The sequence below is a fragment of the Vibrio metschnikovii CIP 69.14 genome (assembly GCF_000176155.1).
In the GTDB taxonomy this organism is placed as follows: domain Bacteria; phylum Pseudomonadota; class Gammaproteobacteria; order Enterobacterales; family Vibrionaceae; genus Vibrio; species Vibrio metschnikovii.
Genome location: NZ_ACZO01000008.1, coordinates 86,525 through 104,077, shown reverse-complemented (window position 1 = coordinate 104,077; position 17,553 = coordinate 86,525). Strand labels below are relative to the sequence as shown.

The window sequence follows — 17,553 nt, the reverse complement described above, 5'->3', positions numbered from 1 at the left end:
GGGTTTTCGTCAAATTAGTGCCTTCTAATTTACAAGGTATTTCTTTAGCATCCATCACAATATTGGAAACTCATTAAGGATCAATTTGTAGATCATTTTGAGTGTTTTTTAATGGTTCTGTACTTAAACGGAGCCAAATTATGACGACAATAACGAACCCATTTATGCATTTCGAAGTGATAAAAGATTACCGTCAAGCCGCTAAGGTAGAACACAAATTGTCAGACATTATTTTGTTGACGATCTGTGGTGTGCTCTCCGGCTTTGATACCTGGGAAGGTATCTGTGATTTTGGTGAAAGCCGAACCGATTTTCTTAAATCATTGGGTGATTTTGAGAATGGTATTCCGTCGTCAGATACCATCGCTCGCGTTATGGGGATGGTGAGCCCGTCAGCGATGCAAAAAGCGTTCATTAGTTGGATGAAAGATTGTCATCAAATCACAGATGGCGAAGTGGTTGCAATCGATGGTAAAACCGTTCGCGGCTCTTATAACAAATCTGAAGAACGCTCTGCAATTCATATGGTCAATGCATTTGCAACCGCACAAGGGCTTTGTCTTGGTCAATCTAAGGTGAATGCAAAAACCAATGAAATCACAGAAATACCTAAGTTGTTGGAATTGCTAAATATTTCTGGTTGTTTGGTGACGATTGATGCTATGGGTTGTCAAAGAAAAATCGCGCAAAAGATAATCGATAAAAATGCCGATTACTTACTTGCTGTAAAGGGAAACCAAGGCTCGTTAGAGAAAGCAATAGGTGAGTTTTATCGCCCTTCGATGTTGCAGGAGTTTGCAGAGGGCGACAGTTATGCGAGCCAAGAAAAAGGGCATGGCCGCGAGGAAACACGCTGTGCATTAGTCACGCATGAGTTGTCATTTTTAGGTGATTTAGAGCTTGAATGGCCAAACCTGAAAAGTGTCGGCATCATGGTCAACATGCGTAAAACAGAAGAGCGTGCGACAGAGCAAGATATGTCTGTCCGCTTCTACATCAGCTCGAAAAAACTCAGTGCGAAAGAGTTACATGATGCAACGCGTTCTCACTGGGGAATTGAGTCGATGCACTGGCAACTTGATGTTACTTTTAGAGAAGATGCATGTCGCATTCGAGTCGATGATCGCGCAGAGGCTTTTTCAAGGATCAGGCAAGTATGTTTGAACCTTTTAAAGCAAGAAACGAGCTTTAAGGGAGGCATTCAACGCAAACGAATGAAGTGCGCGATGGATGTGGAGTACTTAGGTAAGGTACTTGGAGCCCTTGAATGACGGGGGTATTCATGCGATTTCCGTGGCTCACTTGGTGAGTTAGTTACTCAACTTTATATCGGTATCGAGATTGGCTACTTAGATAAAGAACCGGCATTAGGTATGGTTCAAGAAGCAAAAGAATTAGCCAAAATTTTGGGCGCAATGATTAAACAAAAGCAAAGAAAGATGTAAGAATGAGAAGAGCTAAAAACGAGAACTGCTTTTACGTTTTTATAGAATCTAGCTTCTCGCAGTCGCGCAGCGACGCTCTAGCAGGGCGAAGCCCGCTCTTTCTTCACCAGACCCTAAACCTGAAGAACCTATGAACACACAAATGACCCAAAACAACCCACCATACCAACCAGATGCGCAATTCGCGCCGCTGCCGCGGCACGATGACGAAATCGACTTACGCGAACTCTTCATCGCCCTCTGGAAAGGCAAATGGATCATCATCGCCACCACCTTCATCTTTGCCGTCGGTGCGGTGTTATACGCCCTTAGTCAACCTAATACTTATAAAGCCGATGCTTTATTGGCTCCGGCAGACAGCGGAGAAGGAGGCGGTCTCTCGCGGATGGCAGGTCAACTGGGTGGCTTAGCGGCGTTAGGAGGCGTTAATTTGGGTAGTGGTAAAATTACTCAAACCGATCTGGCGGCACAAATTATGCAATCTCGTCAGTTTTTAGAATACTTTATTGATAAGCATAATCTCTGGGTGCCGTTAATGGCAACCAAAGAATGGGATGCAGATAATAACCAGTTAGTGATTAATCAAGAGATTTACGACTCGCAAACCCAAACTTGGTTGCGTGAACCGCAAGGCTTGCGTGGCGCTGAGCCCACCGCTCAAGAGGCGATTCAAGACTTTAAAGAGATGTTTAGCGTCAATTCCAGTCGCGATAACGGCTTATATACAATCAGTATTACTCACTTGTCCCCTTATATTGCCCAGCAGTGGGTCAGTTTATTGGTGGATGATATTAACCAAGTGATGCGTCAGCGCACCATTACTGAGGCGACTAGAAACCTCGCTTATTTGCAAGAGCAGCTGCAACGCACCTCCATTGCCGCCATGCAAGCGACTTTTTACTCCCTAATTGAAGAACAAACCAAAAGCCTGATGTTGGCGGAAGCGCAAGATGAGTTTGTATTTAAGCTGATTGACCCAGCAGTCGTGCCAGAGCTAAAAGATGGCCCGAAACGCGCACTGATTTGTGTGTTAGGCACGCTACTCGGCGGCATGCTTGGCGTAGCGATTGTTTTGGTCAGATTTGCGTTTAGGAAAGAAGATACTGAGGACCTAGAACCTAGAACCTTTTTCAGGAAATAATAATGAAAATTCTTGTCACCGGTGGCGCGGGCTTTATTGGCTCCGCAGTTATTCGCCATATTATTCAAAATACCCAAGATAGCGTGGTTAACCTTGATAAGTTGACCTACGCAGGCAATCTAGAATCGTTAGCCTTGATCGCAGACAGTGAACGCTATGCCTTTGAGCAAGTGGACATTTGTAACCGCGCTGAATTGGATCGCGTCTTTGCTCAGCATCAACCGGATGCAGTCATGCACTTGGCTGCTGAGTCTCATGTAGACCGTTCTATCGATGGCCCTGCCGCTTTTATTGAAACTAATATTGTCGGTACTTATACGCTATTAGAAGCCACCCGTAGTTATTGGAATCGCTTAGACGAAGAGCATAAAGCCGCGTTTCGCTTCCATCATATTTCAACCGATGAAGTGTATGGTGACCTGCCACATCCAGATGAAGTTGAGAATAATGATGAATGTTTAATGGTGAATGGTGAATTAACTCAAGACAATTCAACATTAAGCATTAATAATTCATTGCCACATCTGCCGCTGTTTACTGAAACCACCGCTTATGCTCCATCAAGCCCGTATTCAGCCTCTAAAGCTTCCTCCGATCATTTAGTTCGCGCGTGGCTACGTACTTATGGTTTACCCACCATAGTTACTAACTGCTCAAATAATTATGGTCCGTATCATTTCCCTGAAAAACTGATCCCCTTGGTGATTCTGAACGCGCTAGAGGGCAAAGACCTTCCAATTTATGGCAAAGGGGATCAAATTCGTGATTGGTTGTTTGTTGAAGATCATGCTCGTGCACTTTACAAAGTGGTAACAGAAGGCAAAGTGGGGGAAACCTACAACATCGGTGGGCATAACGAAAAGCAAAATTTAGAAGTCGTGCAAGCAATCTGTTCAATTCTAGATACCTTAGTGCCCAAGGCTAGACCATATGCCGAGCAAATTACTTACGTACAAGACCGTCCTGGTCACGATCGACGCTATGCGATTGATGCAAGTAAAATGCAAAATGAACTTGGTTGGACGCCACTTGAAACGTTTGAAACCGGACTGCTAAAAACCGTGCAATGGTATTTAGATAATCAACAATGGTGCCAAAATGTGCAAGATGGTAGCTACCAACGTGAACGATTAGGCGTAAATTAGCTTTCAAGTTTTTTCAAATCTCTGGTTCTATGCCCTAGCTTTTCCCTAGGACCTAGGACCTAGGACCTAGGACCTATTTTTTATGAAAGGTATTATTTTGGCCGGCGGCTCCGGCACGCGCCTTTATCCCATCACCATGGGAGTCTCCAAGCAGCTGCTACCGGTTTACGACAAGCCGATGATCTACTATCCGTTGTCAGTATTAATGCTAGCCGGTATTCGTGAGATTTTGATCATCACCACCCCAGAAGATCAAGCCAGTTTTCAACGTTTATTGGGTGATGGTAGCCAGTTTGGTATTACCCTTGAATATGCAGTGCAGGAATCACCAGACGGCCTTGCCCAAGCCTTTATAATTGGTGAAGAATTTATTGGCGATTCCTCAGTCTGTTTAGTGTTGGGTGATAATATATTTTGGGGACAAGGTTTTCGGCCTAAGTTGCAACAAGCGGTTGCTAATGCCAATAACGGCCAAGGGGCAACCGTGTTTGGCTATCAAGTTAAAGACCCTGAACGCTTTGGCGTGGTCGAGTTTGATGATAATAAACGCGCGATTTCCATTGAAGAAAAACCAAGCCAACCGAAAAGCAACTTTGCCGTCACTGGGCTGTATTTTTACGATAATCAGGTAGTAAAACTGGCCAAAGAAGTTCAGCCATCAGCCCGTGGTGAGCTAGAAATCACCTGCCTGAATGAGATGTACTTAAAGCGTAATCAACTCAATGTTGAACTACTCGGTCGTGGCTATGCTTGGCTTGATACCGGCACCCATGAAAGTTTATTAGAAGCGGCGCAGTTTGTGGAAACCATTGAAAAGCGCCAAGGCTATAAAGTCGCTTGTCTTGAAGAAATTGCTTATAGCCAACAGTGGTTGTCTACTCAAGAAGTGGCAGCGCGTGCAGAGTTGATGGCCAAGAATGGGTATGGGCAGTATCTTTCATCACTTTTAGAAGGTCAGGCATGAGTTTAATTAAATGGATTGAGTTCCCTTGCTTAGGGGATGAGCGAGGAAACCTCGTCGTGTTAGAAGGGATGAAGAATATACCGTTTGAGATCAAGCGAGTTTATTATTTATTTGGTATGCAGTCCAATATACCACGTGGTTTTCATGCTCATAAAGCAATCGTACAATGTGCAGTTTGCGTTAAAGGCTCTTGTGATATCTTGATGGACAATGGAACAGAGAAACAAATTGTCGCTTTAGATTCTCCAGTCAAAGGTTTATTGATTGATGTGATGCAATGGCATGAAATGAGCAATTTTAGTCAAGATTGTGTGCTAATGGTGTTAGCCAGCGAGCATTATGATGAAAGTGATTATATTCGTGATTATAACGATTTTTTAAGGAATAAAAAAATATGATTCATCCTACAGCGATTATTTCAGAGAAAGCGAAGATAGGTAAAAATGTATCAATTGGAGCTTATTCAATTGTATATGATAATGTTGTTATTGCAGATAATACTATTATTGAATCATATTGCGAATTAGGTGTTTCTAATCATCTTTCTGGCGGCCATATTTTGACAATTGGCGAGAACTCACATATTCGTTCTCGTAGTACTTTTTATGAAGGTTCAACATTTGGTAATAATTTAGTTACAGGCCACAGCGTTACTGTGCGTGAAAATACGATTGCCGGAGAAAATTTTCAATTGGGTACACTGAGTGATATACAAGGCCACTGTAAAATTGGTGATTATGTAAGAACACATAGCAATGTTCATATTGGTCAGCATAGCCAAATTGGTAATTTTGTATGGTTATTCCCGTATGTCGTGCTTACCAATGATCCTCATCCACCTAGTAATGTTATGCAGGGTGTTACAGTTAGTGATTTTGCAGTGATAGCTACTATGTCTGTAGTTTTACCTGGAACTAAGATTGCTGAAGGTGTTTTTATAGGTGCGCATTCTTGCATTGGTGGTCGTACAGAACAAGATATGCTTTACACTGGCTCCCCTGCAAAAAAAATTGGTCCAACGTCGAAAATTAAATTAAAAGATGGGTCGAGACAGCCAGCCTATCCTTGGCGTAAACATTTCCATCGAGGTTATCCAGAAAACATAATTAGTCAGTGGAGTATGGAGCAGTCTGAAAATGTATGATATCCAAGATTTACAAGTGGGAATGAGTGCTTCTTACTCACAAACGATTTCTGATTCAGATATTAAGTCATTTGCTGGTATATCGGGAGATAGAAATCCTGTCCATATGGATAAAGAATATGCTGAAAAGTCACGATTTAAGAAGAGAATAGCGCATGGCATGATCAGCTCTAGCTTTTTTTCCGCTCTTTTTGGTACAAAACTACCAGGAGAAGGCTGTGTTTATGTTTCACAGACGTTAAAATTTAGAAAACCAGTTTATATTGATGATACTGTTACAGCTACGGTTGTCATCGAGCGAATTGATAAAGAGAAAAGACGAGTATTTTTTAATACCTTTTGTAAAGTAGGTCGGCACAAAGTAATTACTGGTGAAGCCGAAATATATATTCCAGAGAATAAAAATGATTAATTTTTTAGATTTAAAATCAATCAATCAACAGTACCAACAACAACTCAAACAAGCTTGTGCACGGGTGATTGACTCTGGCTGGTATATTCAAGGTCAAGAATTACAGCAGTTTGAAGCCGAATTTGCCGCCTATTGTGGCACTAAACACGCAATTGGCGTAGCGAATGGTCTTGATGCGTTAATCTTAGTGCTACGCGCGTGGAAAGAGTTAGGTAAGTTGCAAGAGGGGGATGAAGTGATTGTCCCAGCGAATACTTACATTGCCAGTGTTTTAGCCATTACTGAAAATCGCTTAACGCCAGTACTGGTTGAACCGGATATCAATACCTATAACTTGAGCCAAGAAGGTATTCAAGCGGCGATCACACCCAAGACTAAAGCGATTCTTCCGGTGCATCTGTATGGTTTAATCTCGCCGATGGCTGAGATTATGCAAATTGCTCAAGAGCATGATTTATTAGTGCTAGAAGATTGTGCGCAAGCGCATGGCGCAGAAATTAATGGCCAGCGTGCCGGTAATTGGGGGCATGCGGCGGGGTTTAGTTTTTACCCAGGAAAAAATCTCGGTGCACTAGGCGATGCGGGAGCGATTACCACCAATGATGATCAGTTAGCCGATACTTTAAAAGCGCTGCGTAACTATGGTTCACATAAAAAGTATGAAAACCTTTACCAAGGTGTTAATAGCCGCCTAGATGAAATTCAAGCCGCGATGTTACGGGTCAAGTTGGCGCATTTAGACAGTGATACGGCACGTAGACAACAAATCGCTGCTATGTATTGTGAGGGTATTAATAATCCGTATATTGTATTACCGATTGATGCCGATGCATTTGCCTTGCAGTATTCACCATTAACCATTCAGCATTATCAATCCCATGTTTGGCATTTGTTCGTAGTGCGTTGTCAGCAACGTGAAGCGCTACAGGAGTGGTTAACAAAGCACGAGATACAAACCTTAATCCATTATCCGATCCCACCGCATCAGCAGCAGGCGTATGCACAGTGGAACTCGCAATCGAAACCATTAACGGAAATGATCCATCAACAAGTGATTTCTTTGCCCCTTGACCCAACCATGAGTGATGAGCAAGTGCAACAGGTTATTACTGTGATGAACGGCTTTAAAGCGTGAAACGTTTATTAAAAGTCTCAGCCATGACGGGGCTGTTGACCTTGTTACGTATGGCAATGGGGTTTGTGATTGCAAAAGTTGTTGCCGTGTATACTGGGCCAACGGGAATGGCGATGCTTGGCCAAGTGCAAAGCATGGTCAGCAGTTTAAATGGTGTCATTAATGCGCCAACTGGTGCTGGCGTGGTGCGTTTTACTGCTGAGCATCATAAGCAGGGATTTGCCGCTTGTGCCCCTTGGTGGCAAGCATCCCTTTATTGGGTTGCCATTGTTACCTGTTTTGCACTACCGATTGGCTTATTGTTTTCAACCCAAATTGCCAGCTGGCTATTGCACGATCCTGCACTCGCTTGGATTGTGATTGTCACGGTCAGTGTTTTACCCTTCTCCGCTTTAGGAACATTGTGTAACTCGGTCATTAATGGTCAGCAACAATATCGCCGTTATGTGGGATTAGGGATGCTTTCCACCTTAATCTCTTCCACGGTAATGGTTAGCTTAATTATTGCGGCGAACATTGAAGGAGCATTACTTGCGGCTTCAATGCAATCTGCGTTGATTGGATTGGTGATGTTAGTTGCTAATTTACGTCAACCTTGGATGAAAGTCACTTACTGGTGGGGAGGAAAAGACAAAGCAGCACGTAAGGCTATATTAGGTTATATGCTTATGGCATTAACCAGCGCACTGACTGTACCTATTTCTTTGATTTTAGTGCGTAATATTTTGATCTCACAAGTTGGCTGGGATTCTACTGGTCATTGGCAAGCTGTCTGGAAAATATCTGAAGTTTATCTTGGGGTAATCACCATGGCGTTGAGTACTTATTACCTACCGAGACTTGCTTCATTAAAAGGTGTTGATGCCATTGTCAGCGAAATCCACAAAACAGCACGAGTGATCTTGCCGATTGTAATGGTATTGGCGCTAGGGGTTTATTTACTGCGTGATGTCGCTATTTGGTTACTATTTACCGAAGAATTTAAACCCGCACGTGACCTTTTTGCCATACAGCTGTGCGGTGATGTGATGAAAATTGCGAGTTTTTTGTATGCCTATCCCATGATATCTCGTGGGGCAACAAAGTGGTTTATCTTTTCTCAGGTGTTTTTTTCATTAGGTTTTGTTTCATTGACATTCTTACTTGTACCAATATTAGAAGGAAGTGGAGTAGTATTTGCTTATCTAATAAATTATACATTTCTTTTCATATTTATGTTTTTGAATGTTAAAAGATTCTCAAGCTAAAAAACTATTTTTCCTTACTTTGGGAAGCCTTTTATTTATGATAATGTTCATGATTTTTGCGTGTAATATGGAAAGCCACTAGAGTGTTTTTTAACCTAGCACACATGTGTTGGTTGTGAATTTAATATAAGAAGATTATGAGATTTTCAGTTATAGTGCCTACTTATAATGGCGAAAAATATATAGAGGAAACTCTAAATTCGATTTTGAACCAATCCTTTGAAGATTATGAAGTAATTATCGTAGATGACTGTTCAACGGATAATACTGTCGTTCTAGCAAAGTCATTTGTACTATTTGAACGAGTAACTATTCTTGAAAAAAAATCTAATAATGGACTTTCTGATAGTGTAAATATAGGAGTGAAAATTGCATCAGGTGATATTGTAATATGCTTGGGTCAAGATGATATTCTAGATCGTAATCATCTAAAAATAATTGATGGTATATACAAAAAAGAATCAAATATATCTATAACTCATAATGCTTCGATAATGATTGATAGTGATAATCGTCCTATTGGTATCTTTGTTGACGAGGATAGAATTAGAAAGGTCACTGAAAATTATAAAATTGAGATGTGTAAACGGAATATATTTCAAAGTTGTGGACTTAGCTTTAAAAGAGCCTCATTTTTAGAGGCTGGAGGCTGGGATGATAGCTATAAACTATTTGGTGAATGGTTGATTTACATGAAAATTGCTCGCCTTGGTAGCCTACACTTTGTGCCTAATCTATATTCCTATTATAGAAGACATGAAACAAATATAACAAATGGTTTTTCTTCTTTATCTAGTTATCTTTCTAGAAGAGAATATTTTAAGAAATGTAGAAAGGAAGCTCTAAAAGGTGAAGGAATTAGTTTTATTGCTAGAGTTAGAATTGTTATTTTTCATTTTTTTTGGGATATAAAACAATTTGGGGGAATCTTCTTTGATAAGTGTAGAAAGATTATTTAGGCTGAAATCATTCGTTATTATTGAGCTTTGCCAGTTCTTTAGACGATTAATATATATGGTACTTTTCAATAGTCAGAGAGTTATTTCTTTTGGTCAACCAGTATTAATGCGAGGAAAGGGAAAAGTTACTATTGGTAAGAACGTGACGTTTGGAGTTGGTCAATCACCAAATTATTTAAATACAGTCGGATATATTGACTGTAGAGAGGAAGGTAGCTCTATTATTATTAGTGATAATGTTAAGTTTAATAATAATTTCTCTTTGATCTCTAGAGTGGAACGGATTTTCATCGGAGAGAACTGCTTGATTGGTGGTTCATTTAAGGTTTTTTCTAGTGACTTCCATTCATTAAACTTTGAAGATAGAAGTAAAGGTCATGCTATGGGGGCTGATGTAACAATCGGAAATAATGTTTTTATAGCTGATAATGTTACTATTCTAAAAGGAGTAGAAATTGGTGATAATTCAGTTATTGGTGCTGGCAGTATTGTTACAAAATCTATTCCAAAAAAATGTGTATATGCAGGGAATCCTGCTGTTTTCATAAAAAGGCTATAATATGAAAATTGTTTTTACCGGTTATTATGGGTTTTCAAATTTTGGAGATGATTTATTTCCTTTGGCTTGTTTAGAAACAATAAAAGATAAGTCTAATGTTAAGGTTTCTATATTATCTCCAAGGATAGAAGGTGTTGAAGCTGACTTTATTATTCCGAGTTTTTTGTCAAAGGTATATCAGTCTTCAGGTTTTTTTGGGCAAGTATTTAGACTTTTTTCGATGGTATACGCAGCTATTGTTTATGATAAATTGATATTGGCTGGAGGGTCCGTATTATCTTCTAATACTTCTCTTAGAATGAGGAAGCTACAGTATTATTTGGCTAAGTTTAATGTAGTGAAGATGTATGCTATAGGTGTTTCTGTTGGTCCATTTAATAGTCAAAGAGACAGGTTATTTTTTCGGAAGTTTATTGATGAATTGCAGTTTTTGGGAGCTAGAGATATAAAATCAATGGATGAATTGAAAAGTTTGGGTATTAGTTCTAGAAGTAACCTTGTAAATGATATGGCAGGATTACTGTATCCGCTTATTAGAAAGTTAAAGAATGCTCGATCTGACGACTCTAGTTCTAAATTGACGATCTCTTTATGTAATTATGAAACCTATATTTCAGGTGATGTCGAAGTGGAAAGGAAGAGAAATAGAGCTCTACTGGAAGGTGTGTTGAAATTTTGCAAACAGAATGATATATATTGTGTAGATATATTGGTTTTAAATTCTAATAACTTCATTGGAGATAAAATGTTGTCCTTAGAGTGTTCCGAACATTTAGAGTCCAATGGTATTTCTAGCCGTTTGATGTATCACCATAGTCCAATAGAAACAGTTAGTATTATAGCTCGAAGTCAATTATTTCTCACTACTCGTTTACATGGTGGAATTATAGCATATTTATCAGGAGTATCTTTTTGTCTTGTTGAGTATCACGAAAAGTGTCGAGACTTTAATGACTTAATAGGTATGGATTCATCAGTTAGATTGACGAATGAAAATATTTCAACTACCAGAGTAGATAATATTCTGAGTGGATTACAACAGAGGAATGGATCATTTTCTATATATCCAAGTGAATACTCTAGGACATGTGCTTATCTAAAAGGAATTTTTGAGTAGATTTATATGGAAATTTCAATTGTAGTTATAGGTCTAAATGAATCAAAAAATCTCGATAGATGTTTTTGTTCGATCTATTCTTTAATGAAAAACTCGCGTGATATTACTGAATTTGAGTTGATCTATGTTGATAGTGGCTCAGTTGATAGCACATTTGATGTTCTGCGAAACTATCCTGATATACGTTGTTTTATGTTGAAAGGAGTGAAGTCAGCAGCTGCTGCAAGAAAAGTTGGTGAGCTACAGAGTAAATTTGACTATTTATTATTCTTGGATGGGGATATGGAAGTCGATAGTTCTTTTTTGAATAGGCTATATACTAGCCAACTGCTAGAAAAAGATGATTTTGCGGGGGTGATCGGTTTTAGAAGAGAAATGTTATTTTTTGATAACGAAGCCGGATACATTGAACAATCGTCTAATTACTACTCTCAAAGAGGGATTAGTAAATTATCACATATTGGTGGTGCGTTGTTTATTAAGAAGAGTGCACTACTGGCGTGTGGTGGCTTTGACCCCTATATGAAAATGTGGGAAGAGCAGGATTTATTAGTAAGAATTAATGCAAAAGCTAAGAATATATATGGAATAAATATACCCTTTATCACACACTACAACAGAAATAGGTCAACAGCAGTTAATTCAATAAAAAGTTACCTATCATTTTATGGCACAGGTTATTATTTCTCTCGTTACTTTTGGAAATCATTGTTGGGAGGTTGCACAATCCCTTTGATAAAAAATCAATTAGGTATCCTACTGCTTGTTGTTTTTTTGATTGCAACCACTATTTTTTGTAGTAAATATTCCTTAATTTTTTTAGGTTTTATTTTTATGATTGTTGGTCTTAAAGGGATTATTCACTCAATGATTAGATTAGCTTGGGTTTTATTTTATATACCTCTATCTATGCTATCATCTAATAAGGCTAAAGATTTTGAATATGAGAGTTTCTAAAGTCTGGTTTTTATTTTTTTTGCTAAAATTTATTTTTTCTCTCATTGTTTTTTATGGACTTGGCAACTTCATCAAACTTGGTGACTCTTATCGTTATTTGAATGCAGGGATTTCTTTTTCATTTCGTGTTCTATATGACTCATCTTTTTTCTTGGACTTCTTAGGAGGTGTGCTAAGTTTGCTTCTTGGACCATTAGCTGCAGGAGGGTTTGCTTTAATTAATTTTATTTTTATATATAAAGCATTAGATGGTCTTTTTGATAATGTTCAGCAGTTAAGTTTTTTTTTAATTATACTCAACTTCCCTTCATTTATTTTATGGACTAGCGTCCCGTCAAAAGAAGTATTTGCTTCAGGAGCTATCCTGTTAATTGGATCTCAAGTAATTAGGGTTTATTTTAATCGCTGTCGTATACCTAAAACTTGGATTGTTTTTTCTTTCTATATTTTACTGGTATTTAAACCACAATTTTTTCCTGGGGTGTTTGTTGGTTATATTTCTGCATTATTTTATGGTAGATTAAATTTTGGAAAGTGGTCATTTTTCCTAACCTCTATTTTCGGCTGGTCTTTTATAATTCTAGCCATGATTTATTTTAGTGATTTAATAGGCGATACTGTACTTCGAGTTGTACGCGGTTTTGATCTTGAGGCTGGAGCTAGTCGAGAACCATTTTGGAATTCATATTCTGATTGGTACATGAAAGCGCCGGAAGGGATGTTATTGACAGTTTTAGGACCTACCTTTCAAGAAGCAAGAAGAAACATTTCTGTGATGATTGTTTTTATTGAATCTTTAGCTTTAATTTTCTTGTTGATATTTCTTTTTCTTCGTATAAATATTAAAATATTTAAAATGGAAAAAGTTAGACTATCTGTATTTTCTCTTACGTTTTATTCCTTCGTTTTATTGCTATTTTCGGCGTATCCGTTTGGCGTTATGAATTATGGTAGTGCTATTCGATATCGCCAAGATTTCATGCCATATATTCTTGTGGTTTTATATTGTTTAGCTTATTTGAAACCTAGGGAAAAATAATGAACATGCCCATGTTTAAAGGGTTTTTGGTCTAGATAGCTCACAGTTTTCTTGTTCCGATGGATAACGTTATCACACAATAAACAATTAACCGATGATCAATTTGACGATCATTTTCAATGTTTTCTAATACCTCCATAGACAAATTGGAGGTCAAATAATGAGTAACCAGCACCCATTTATGCATTTCGATGTCATCCCAGATTACCGCCAACAAGGCAAAGTCGAACACAAGTTAACGGATATCATTTTGTTAACAATCTGTGCAGTACTTTCCGGTCAGGATGATTGGAAAGCCATTCATCTTTACGGCACAAGGTGGTTAGATTTTCTCAAACGCTTTGGTGATTTTAGTCATGGTGTTCCCTCTGCCATTACCATAGCTAGAGTGATGGGCATGATTAATGCGACACGCTTACAAAAGTGTTTTATCGAATGGATGAAATCATGCTGTGAACTCACTGACGGTGAAGTGATAGCGATAGACGGTAAAACCGTTCGAGGCTCTTATGATGATTCCCGTGGTCTTGGTGCGATTCATATGGTTAATGCCTTTGCTACAGAGAATGGCGTGTGCCTCGGACAACATAAAGTATACGAGAAATCCAATGAGATAACCGCTATTCCTGAATTGCTGCAACTACTGGATATATCTGGTTGTTTAGTGACGATTGATGCGATGGGTTGCCAAAAGAAAATCGCGCAAAAAATCCTTGAAAAGAACGCAGATTATTTGTTGGCGGTGAAAGGAAACCAAGGCCGACTTGAGCAAGCTTTTAACAATTATTTTAATATGAGCATGCTGCAAAAACATGACGGTGATTCTTACAGTACTCAAGAAAAATCGCGAGGCCGACAAGAAACACGATTGGCCTTAGTGAATGAAGATTTAAGTGTTTTGGGCGATCTTGAATTTGATTGGCCAGGGCTCAAAACGATGGGAATTGTGGTATCTATTCGTCAAGAATCAGCAGCGGCTCAAGAGTCAGATGTAACGGTTCGATATTATATTAGTTCGAAAGCGCTCAGTGCTAAAGAATTGTTAAATGCTTCACGCTCGCACTGGTTAGTTGAGTCGATGCATTGGATGTTGGATACAGAATTTGGTGAAGATGCTTGCCGTAAACGAGCGGAAGAACGAGCAGAAAATTTCGCCAGGATCAGACAAATGTGCTTAAACATGCTAAAAAGTGAAACGACGCTAAAATCGAGTATTAAACACAAAAGAGCGATGTGCGCGATGGATCCAGAGTACCTTTTGAAGGTGTTGGGAAGCCTTTATTTACGGGAATGTTCATGATTTTTCCCTAATTCGCAACCGATTAAAGATCAGCTGGACGATTATTTTGGTTGCTTTTTAATCGCTCTGTATGCAAGCGGATGAAGTGCGCGATGGATGTGAAATACTTAAGTAAGGTACTTGGAGTCCTTGTATGACGAGGGTGCTCTTGCGATTGCCGTGGATGTTACCACCAGGTTTGGTTCAATTAATACTTGTAATAATCATTGGCTCAATGGAAGTTTTCTTGTCACTATGGCTGCATATCTAAAAAATAAAATTCTAGTTTTATTTTTAATAAGTTTTTATCAAAATTAAGGGTGATATTTCCTAGGGGTTTGTAGTTTGAAATTACTTTTTATTGTAAATGTTGATTGGTTTTTTGTTTCTCATCGTTTGCCCATTGCGCAAAAAGCTCTAAAACAGGGGTATAAAGTTACTTTAGCTTGTTATTTCACAGAGCATAAACAAGAGCTTATTGATATGGGGTTTAATGTTGTTGATCTGCCATTTACTCGGAGTGGTGGAAGTATTGGTAATGAGCTGAGAACAATTAAAGCAATACGTAATTTAGTTATTCAGCAACAGCCATCTGTTATCCATGCAGTAACAATTAAACCTATTTTATATACAGGTTTAGCGCTTAAAAATATATACAAAGATATTCCTTTCGTTGCTGCTATATCGGGGCTTGGCTACGTCTTTACCGCTAATACTCTACGAGCTAAAGTTACAAAACTAATTGCGACTGTATTTTATAAGATTTCTTTGTCGCAAAAATATAAAACAGTTATTTTTCAGAATACATATGACGAGGCTATTTTAACAAAAGTTGCTAAATTAAAATTAGTCGATAAAACTTTGATTAAAGGCTCGGGCGCGGATCTTTCTGTCTATAATTACCTCCCAGAAAGTACAGATGACACGATTAAAATAGTTATGGCTTGCCGCCTATTAAAAGAGAAAGGTGTGTATCAATATGTAGATGCTGCTAAAATTGTAAAAAATCAGCACCCCAGCGCTGAGTTTTTACTTGTTGGTACACCTGACTTAGAAAATCCAAATTCAATTAAACAAACTGAAGTTGACAAGTGGATAAGTGAAGGTACGATAAATTACCTGGGTCATAGTGATAATATACCTAATGTATTTTCGCAATCTAATATTGTTTGTTTACCTTCATTCTATGGTGAAGGAGTACCCAAAGTGCTCATAGAGGCTGCTGCCTGTGGCAGAGCTATTGTAACAACCGATAACCCTGGCTGTAGAGATGCAGTCATTGAAAATGAAACAGGACTTACTGTGCCGATACGTGATGCTAAAGCCCTTGCAGCAGCAATACTTAAACTTATAGAGCAACCTGAATTAAGAATTTCAATGGGTGCTAAAGCTAGAGTTTTTGCTGAAAAAGAATTTGATGTAAACAGTGTAGTTAATAAGCATTTAGAAATTTATAATAACTTATTAAGTCGTGTGGAAAAATGATTGCAATAACTGGTTATACAGGTTTTGTAGGGCTGCATTTATTAGAGATGTTAAATACAACAGATTGTTTGTTGTTAGGGCGAAACTCTCTTACGAATTATCCTCATTTTAATGATTTTGATCTATCTAAGTCTGATGCTTTAGATTTAGCAAGTAAGTTGAATAGGGTTGAAGTATTAATACACTGCGCCGCTCGCGTCCACATTATGAATGATGACTCCTCTGATCCCTTATCTGAATTTCGAGCCGTCAACACGGAAGGTACGTTAAACCTAGCTCGCCAAGCCGCAAAAACGGGTGTGAAACGTTTCATCTTTTTAAGCTCCATCAAAGTAAACGGTGAATCCACGTCTGGTCGTCAGTCTTTTACGGCGTTTGATACGCGTAGTCCAGAAGATCCTTATGGTCAGTCTAAGGCCGAAGCGGAAGAGCAGCTTTTAGAGCTAGGTAAACAAACAGGCATGGAGATAGTAATAATCCGTCCGACACTTGTTTATGGCCCAGGTGTAAAAGCCAACTTTGCTTCACTAATGGGATTGGTGGCAAAAGGTATTCCATTACCATTTGGCTGTATCACGAATAATAAACGAAGCCTAGTTTCCGTTGATAACTTAGTCGATTTAATCATAACCTGTATCGATCACCCGAAAGCAGCAAATCAGGTTTTCTTAGTTTCGGATGATTATGATGTGTCGACTAGTGAAATGGTGCGTGAAATGGCCATTGCTTTAGGCAAACCAAGTTGGCAGCTGCCTGTCCCTATTTGGTGCTATAATCTAGCAGGAAAGCTATTTAATAAATCAGATATTGTTGATAGATTGGTTGGCTCATTGCAAGTTGATATTTCACACACAAAAGAGACGCTTGGCTGGACTCCTCCTCAAACCTTACAAGAAGGTTTTAAGAAAACTGCATTAGCCTTTTTAAATTCTAAGCAAAATAGTGGTAAATCATGATTCGTCTAATAGATTTCTTAGCAGCTTTCTTTGGCTTGCTATTTTTATGGCCAGTTTTACTTGTCGTCACTCTCATCGGTTTGTTCGATACGGGTTCGCCGATTTTCGTGCAAGAGCGTGTCGGGCGAAACAAAAAACCATTCAAACTGGTGAAATTCCGCACTATGTCAGTGGATACTCAGTCAGTGGCCTCGCACTTAGCAAGTAATGCTTCAATCACTAAATTAGGTGCGTTTTTGCGCAAAACCAAGATCGATGAGCTACCACAATTGATTAATGTGCTGAAAGGTGAAATGAGCTTAGTGGGCCCGCGCCCCAATCTCTTTAACCAACAAGAATTAATTAAAGAGCGTGATGCCCTTGGGGTATATGATGTACTCCCTGGTATTACTGGCTTAGCACAAGTACAAAATATCGATATGTCCACCCCAGCGCTACTGGCACAAACAGACCGTGAAATGATTGATACTTTAACTATAACAAACTACTTTAAGTATATAATCATGACAGTAACAGGTAGCGGTTCGGGTGACGCTGTTAAAAAATCTTAATCTACGATAAAAGTGATC

The 17,553-nt window shown here is 38.9% G+C and carries 18 protein-coding genes and 1 pseudogene; all 19 read left to right on the top strand.

Annotated elements, in window-relative coordinates; genetic code table 11:
* Nucleotides 1-140: 140 nt before the first annotated feature.
* Nucleotides 141-1,271, top strand: a complete 1,131-nt coding sequence (locus VIB_RS15895) for an ISAs1 family transposase (RefSeq protein ID WP_004394916.1) — start codon at nucleotides 141-143, stop codon at nucleotides 1,269-1,271.
* 33 nt (nucleotides 1,272-1,304) lie between these two features.
* Nucleotides 1,305-1,445 (top strand): annotated as a pseudogene (locus tag VIB_RS18370) (four helix bundle protein); the annotation flags it as partial.
* Between the two features lie 142 nt (nucleotides 1,446-1,587).
* Entirely contained in the window at nucleotides 1,588-2,586 is a 999-nt protein-coding gene (locus VIB_RS15890) for a Wzz/FepE/Etk N-terminal domain-containing protein (protein WP_115152550.1), read from the top strand.
* Between the two features lie 2 nt (nucleotides 2,587-2,588).
* Complete coding sequence (locus tag VIB_RS15885) at nucleotides 2,589-3,731, top strand: dTDP-glucose 4,6-dehydratase (RefSeq protein ID WP_004397436.1); 1,143 nt, start codon at nucleotides 2,589-2,591, stop codon at nucleotides 3,729-3,731.
* Between the two features lie 82 nt (nucleotides 3,732-3,813).
* Nucleotides 3,814-4,695, top strand: coding sequence for a glucose-1-phosphate thymidylyltransferase RfbA (rfbA, locus tag VIB_RS15880; RefSeq protein WP_040905692.1), 882 nt, complete (start codon nucleotides 3,814-3,816; stop codon nucleotides 4,693-4,695).
* Nucleotides 4,692-5,093, top strand: coding sequence for a sugar 3,4-ketoisomerase (locus VIB_RS15875; protein WP_040905689.1), 402 nt, complete (start codon nucleotides 4,692-4,694; stop codon nucleotides 5,091-5,093). The genes rfbA and VIB_RS15875 overlap by 4 nt, the downstream gene beginning before the upstream one ends.
* Complete coding sequence (locus tag VIB_RS15870; protein ID WP_004397434.1) at nucleotides 5,090-5,839, top strand: acyltransferase; 750 nt, start codon at nucleotides 5,090-5,092, stop codon at nucleotides 5,837-5,839. The genes VIB_RS15875 and VIB_RS15870 overlap by 4 nt, the downstream gene beginning before the upstream one ends.
* Nucleotides 5,832-6,251 (top strand): MaoC family dehydratase, encoded by a 420-nt coding sequence (locus VIB_RS15865; protein ID WP_040905686.1) that lies wholly within the window; start codon nucleotides 5,832-5,834, stop codon nucleotides 6,249-6,251. The genes VIB_RS15870 and VIB_RS15865 overlap by 8 nt, the downstream gene beginning before the upstream one ends.
* On the top strand, nucleotides 6,244-7,386 hold the full coding sequence (locus VIB_RS15860; protein WP_004397433.1) for a DegT/DnrJ/EryC1/StrS family aminotransferase: 1,143 nt from the start codon (nucleotides 6,244-6,246) through the stop codon (nucleotides 7,384-7,386). The genes VIB_RS15865 and VIB_RS15860 overlap by 8 nt, the downstream gene beginning before the upstream one ends.
* Nucleotides 7,383-8,633 (top strand): O-antigen translocase, encoded by a 1,251-nt coding sequence (locus tag VIB_RS15855; RefSeq protein WP_040905683.1) that lies wholly within the window; start codon nucleotides 7,383-7,385, stop codon nucleotides 8,631-8,633. The genes VIB_RS15860 and VIB_RS15855 overlap by 4 nt, the downstream gene beginning before the upstream one ends.
* Nucleotides 8,634-8,770: 137 nt before the next feature.
* On the top strand, nucleotides 8,771-9,592 hold the full coding sequence (locus tag VIB_RS15850; protein ID WP_004397431.1) for a glycosyltransferase family 2 protein: 822 nt from the start codon (nucleotides 8,771-8,773) through the stop codon (nucleotides 9,590-9,592).
* Complete coding sequence (locus VIB_RS15845; RefSeq protein ID WP_040905680.1) at nucleotides 9,567-10,151, top strand: acyltransferase; 585 nt, start codon at nucleotides 9,567-9,569, stop codon at nucleotides 10,149-10,151. The genes VIB_RS15850 and VIB_RS15845 overlap by 26 nt, the downstream gene beginning before the upstream one ends.
* 1 nt (nucleotide 10,152) lies before the next feature.
* A complete protein-coding gene (locus tag VIB_RS15840; RefSeq protein WP_004397430.1) occupies nucleotides 10,153-11,268 on the top strand; it encodes a polysaccharide pyruvyl transferase family protein in 1,116 nt (371 codons plus the stop codon).
* 6 nt (nucleotides 11,269-11,274) lie between these two features.
* Nucleotides 11,275-12,225 carry a glycosyltransferase family 2 protein gene (locus VIB_RS15835; RefSeq protein ID WP_004397429.1) on the top strand — a complete coding sequence of 317 codons (951 nt, stop codon included), beginning with the start codon at nucleotides 11,275-11,277 and terminating at the stop codon, nucleotides 12,223-12,225.
* A complete protein-coding gene (locus tag VIB_RS15830) occupies nucleotides 12,212-13,264 on the top strand; it encodes a hypothetical protein (protein ID WP_004397426.1) in 1,053 nt (350 codons plus the stop codon). Before VIB_RS15835 ends, VIB_RS15830 begins: the two co-directional genes overlap by 14 nt.
* A 160-nt stretch (nucleotides 13,265-13,424) precedes the next feature.
* Entirely contained in the window at nucleotides 13,425-14,564 is a 1,140-nt protein-coding gene (locus VIB_RS15825) for an ISAs1 family transposase (protein WP_004397424.1), read from the top strand.
* A gap of 324 nt (nucleotides 14,565-14,888) precedes the next feature.
* Nucleotides 14,889-16,028 carry a glycosyltransferase family 4 protein gene (locus VIB_RS15820; RefSeq protein ID WP_004397421.1) on the top strand — a complete coding sequence of 380 codons (1,140 nt, stop codon included), beginning with the start codon at nucleotides 14,889-14,891 and terminating at the stop codon, nucleotides 16,026-16,028.
* Entirely contained in the window at nucleotides 16,025-16,984 is a 960-nt protein-coding gene (locus VIB_RS15815; RefSeq protein ID WP_004397419.1) for a UDP-glucose 4-epimerase family protein, read from the top strand. Before VIB_RS15820 ends, VIB_RS15815 begins: the two co-directional genes overlap by 4 nt.
* Complete coding sequence (locus VIB_RS15810; RefSeq protein WP_004397418.1) at nucleotides 16,981-17,535, top strand: sugar transferase; 555 nt, start codon at nucleotides 16,981-16,983, stop codon at nucleotides 17,533-17,535. The genes VIB_RS15815 and VIB_RS15810 overlap by 4 nt, the downstream gene beginning before the upstream one ends.
* Nucleotides 17,536-17,553: the final 18 nt, after the last annotated feature.

Excerpts from the sequence above, each read along its gene's own strand:
- VIB_RS15895 (WP_004394916.1), top strand. The coding sequence starts at position 141 with ATGACGACAATAACGAACCCATTTATGCATTTCGAAGTGATAAAAGAT.
- VIB_RS15890 (WP_115152550.1), top strand. The coding sequence starts at position 1,588 with ATGACCCAAAACAACCCACCATACCAACCAGATGCGCAATTCGCGCCG.
- VIB_RS15885 (WP_004397436.1), top strand. The coding sequence starts at position 2,589 with ATGAAAATTCTTGTCACCGGTGGCGCGGGCTTTATTGGCTCCGCAGTT.
- rfbA (WP_040905692.1), top strand. The coding sequence starts at position 3,814 with ATGAAAGGTATTATTTTGGCCGGCGGCTCCGGCACGCGCCTTTATCCC.
- VIB_RS15875 (WP_040905689.1), top strand. The coding sequence starts at position 4,692 with ATGAGTTTAATTAAATGGATTGAGTTCCCTTGCTTAGGGGATGAGCGA.
- VIB_RS15870 (WP_004397434.1), top strand. The coding sequence starts at position 5,090 with ATGATTCATCCTACAGCGATTATTTCAGAGAAAGCGAAGATAGGTAAA.
- VIB_RS15865 (WP_040905686.1), top strand. The coding sequence starts at position 5,832 with ATGTATGATATCCAAGATTTACAAGTGGGAATGAGTGCTTCTTACTCA.
- VIB_RS15860 (WP_004397433.1), top strand. The coding sequence starts at position 6,244 with ATGATTAATTTTTTAGATTTAAAATCAATCAATCAACAGTACCAACAA.
- VIB_RS15850 (WP_004397431.1), top strand. The coding sequence starts at position 8,771 with ATGAGATTTTCAGTTATAGTGCCTACTTATAATGGCGAAAAATATATA.
- VIB_RS15840 (WP_004397430.1), top strand. The coding sequence starts at position 10,153 with ATGAAAATTGTTTTTACCGGTTATTATGGGTTTTCAAATTTTGGAGAT.
- VIB_RS15835 (WP_004397429.1), top strand. The coding sequence starts at position 11,275 with ATGGAAATTTCAATTGTAGTTATAGGTCTAAATGAATCAAAAAATCTC.
- VIB_RS15830 (WP_004397426.1), top strand. The coding sequence starts at position 12,212 with ATGAGAGTTTCTAAAGTCTGGTTTTTATTTTTTTTGCTAAAATTTATT.
- VIB_RS15825 (WP_004397424.1), top strand. The coding sequence starts at position 13,425 with ATGAGTAACCAGCACCCATTTATGCATTTCGATGTCATCCCAGATTAC.
- VIB_RS15815 (WP_004397419.1), top strand. The coding sequence starts at position 16,025 with ATGATTGCAATAACTGGTTATACAGGTTTTGTAGGGCTGCATTTATTA.
- VIB_RS15810 (WP_004397418.1), top strand. The coding sequence starts at position 16,981 with ATGATTCGTCTAATAGATTTCTTAGCAGCTTTCTTTGGCTTGCTATTT.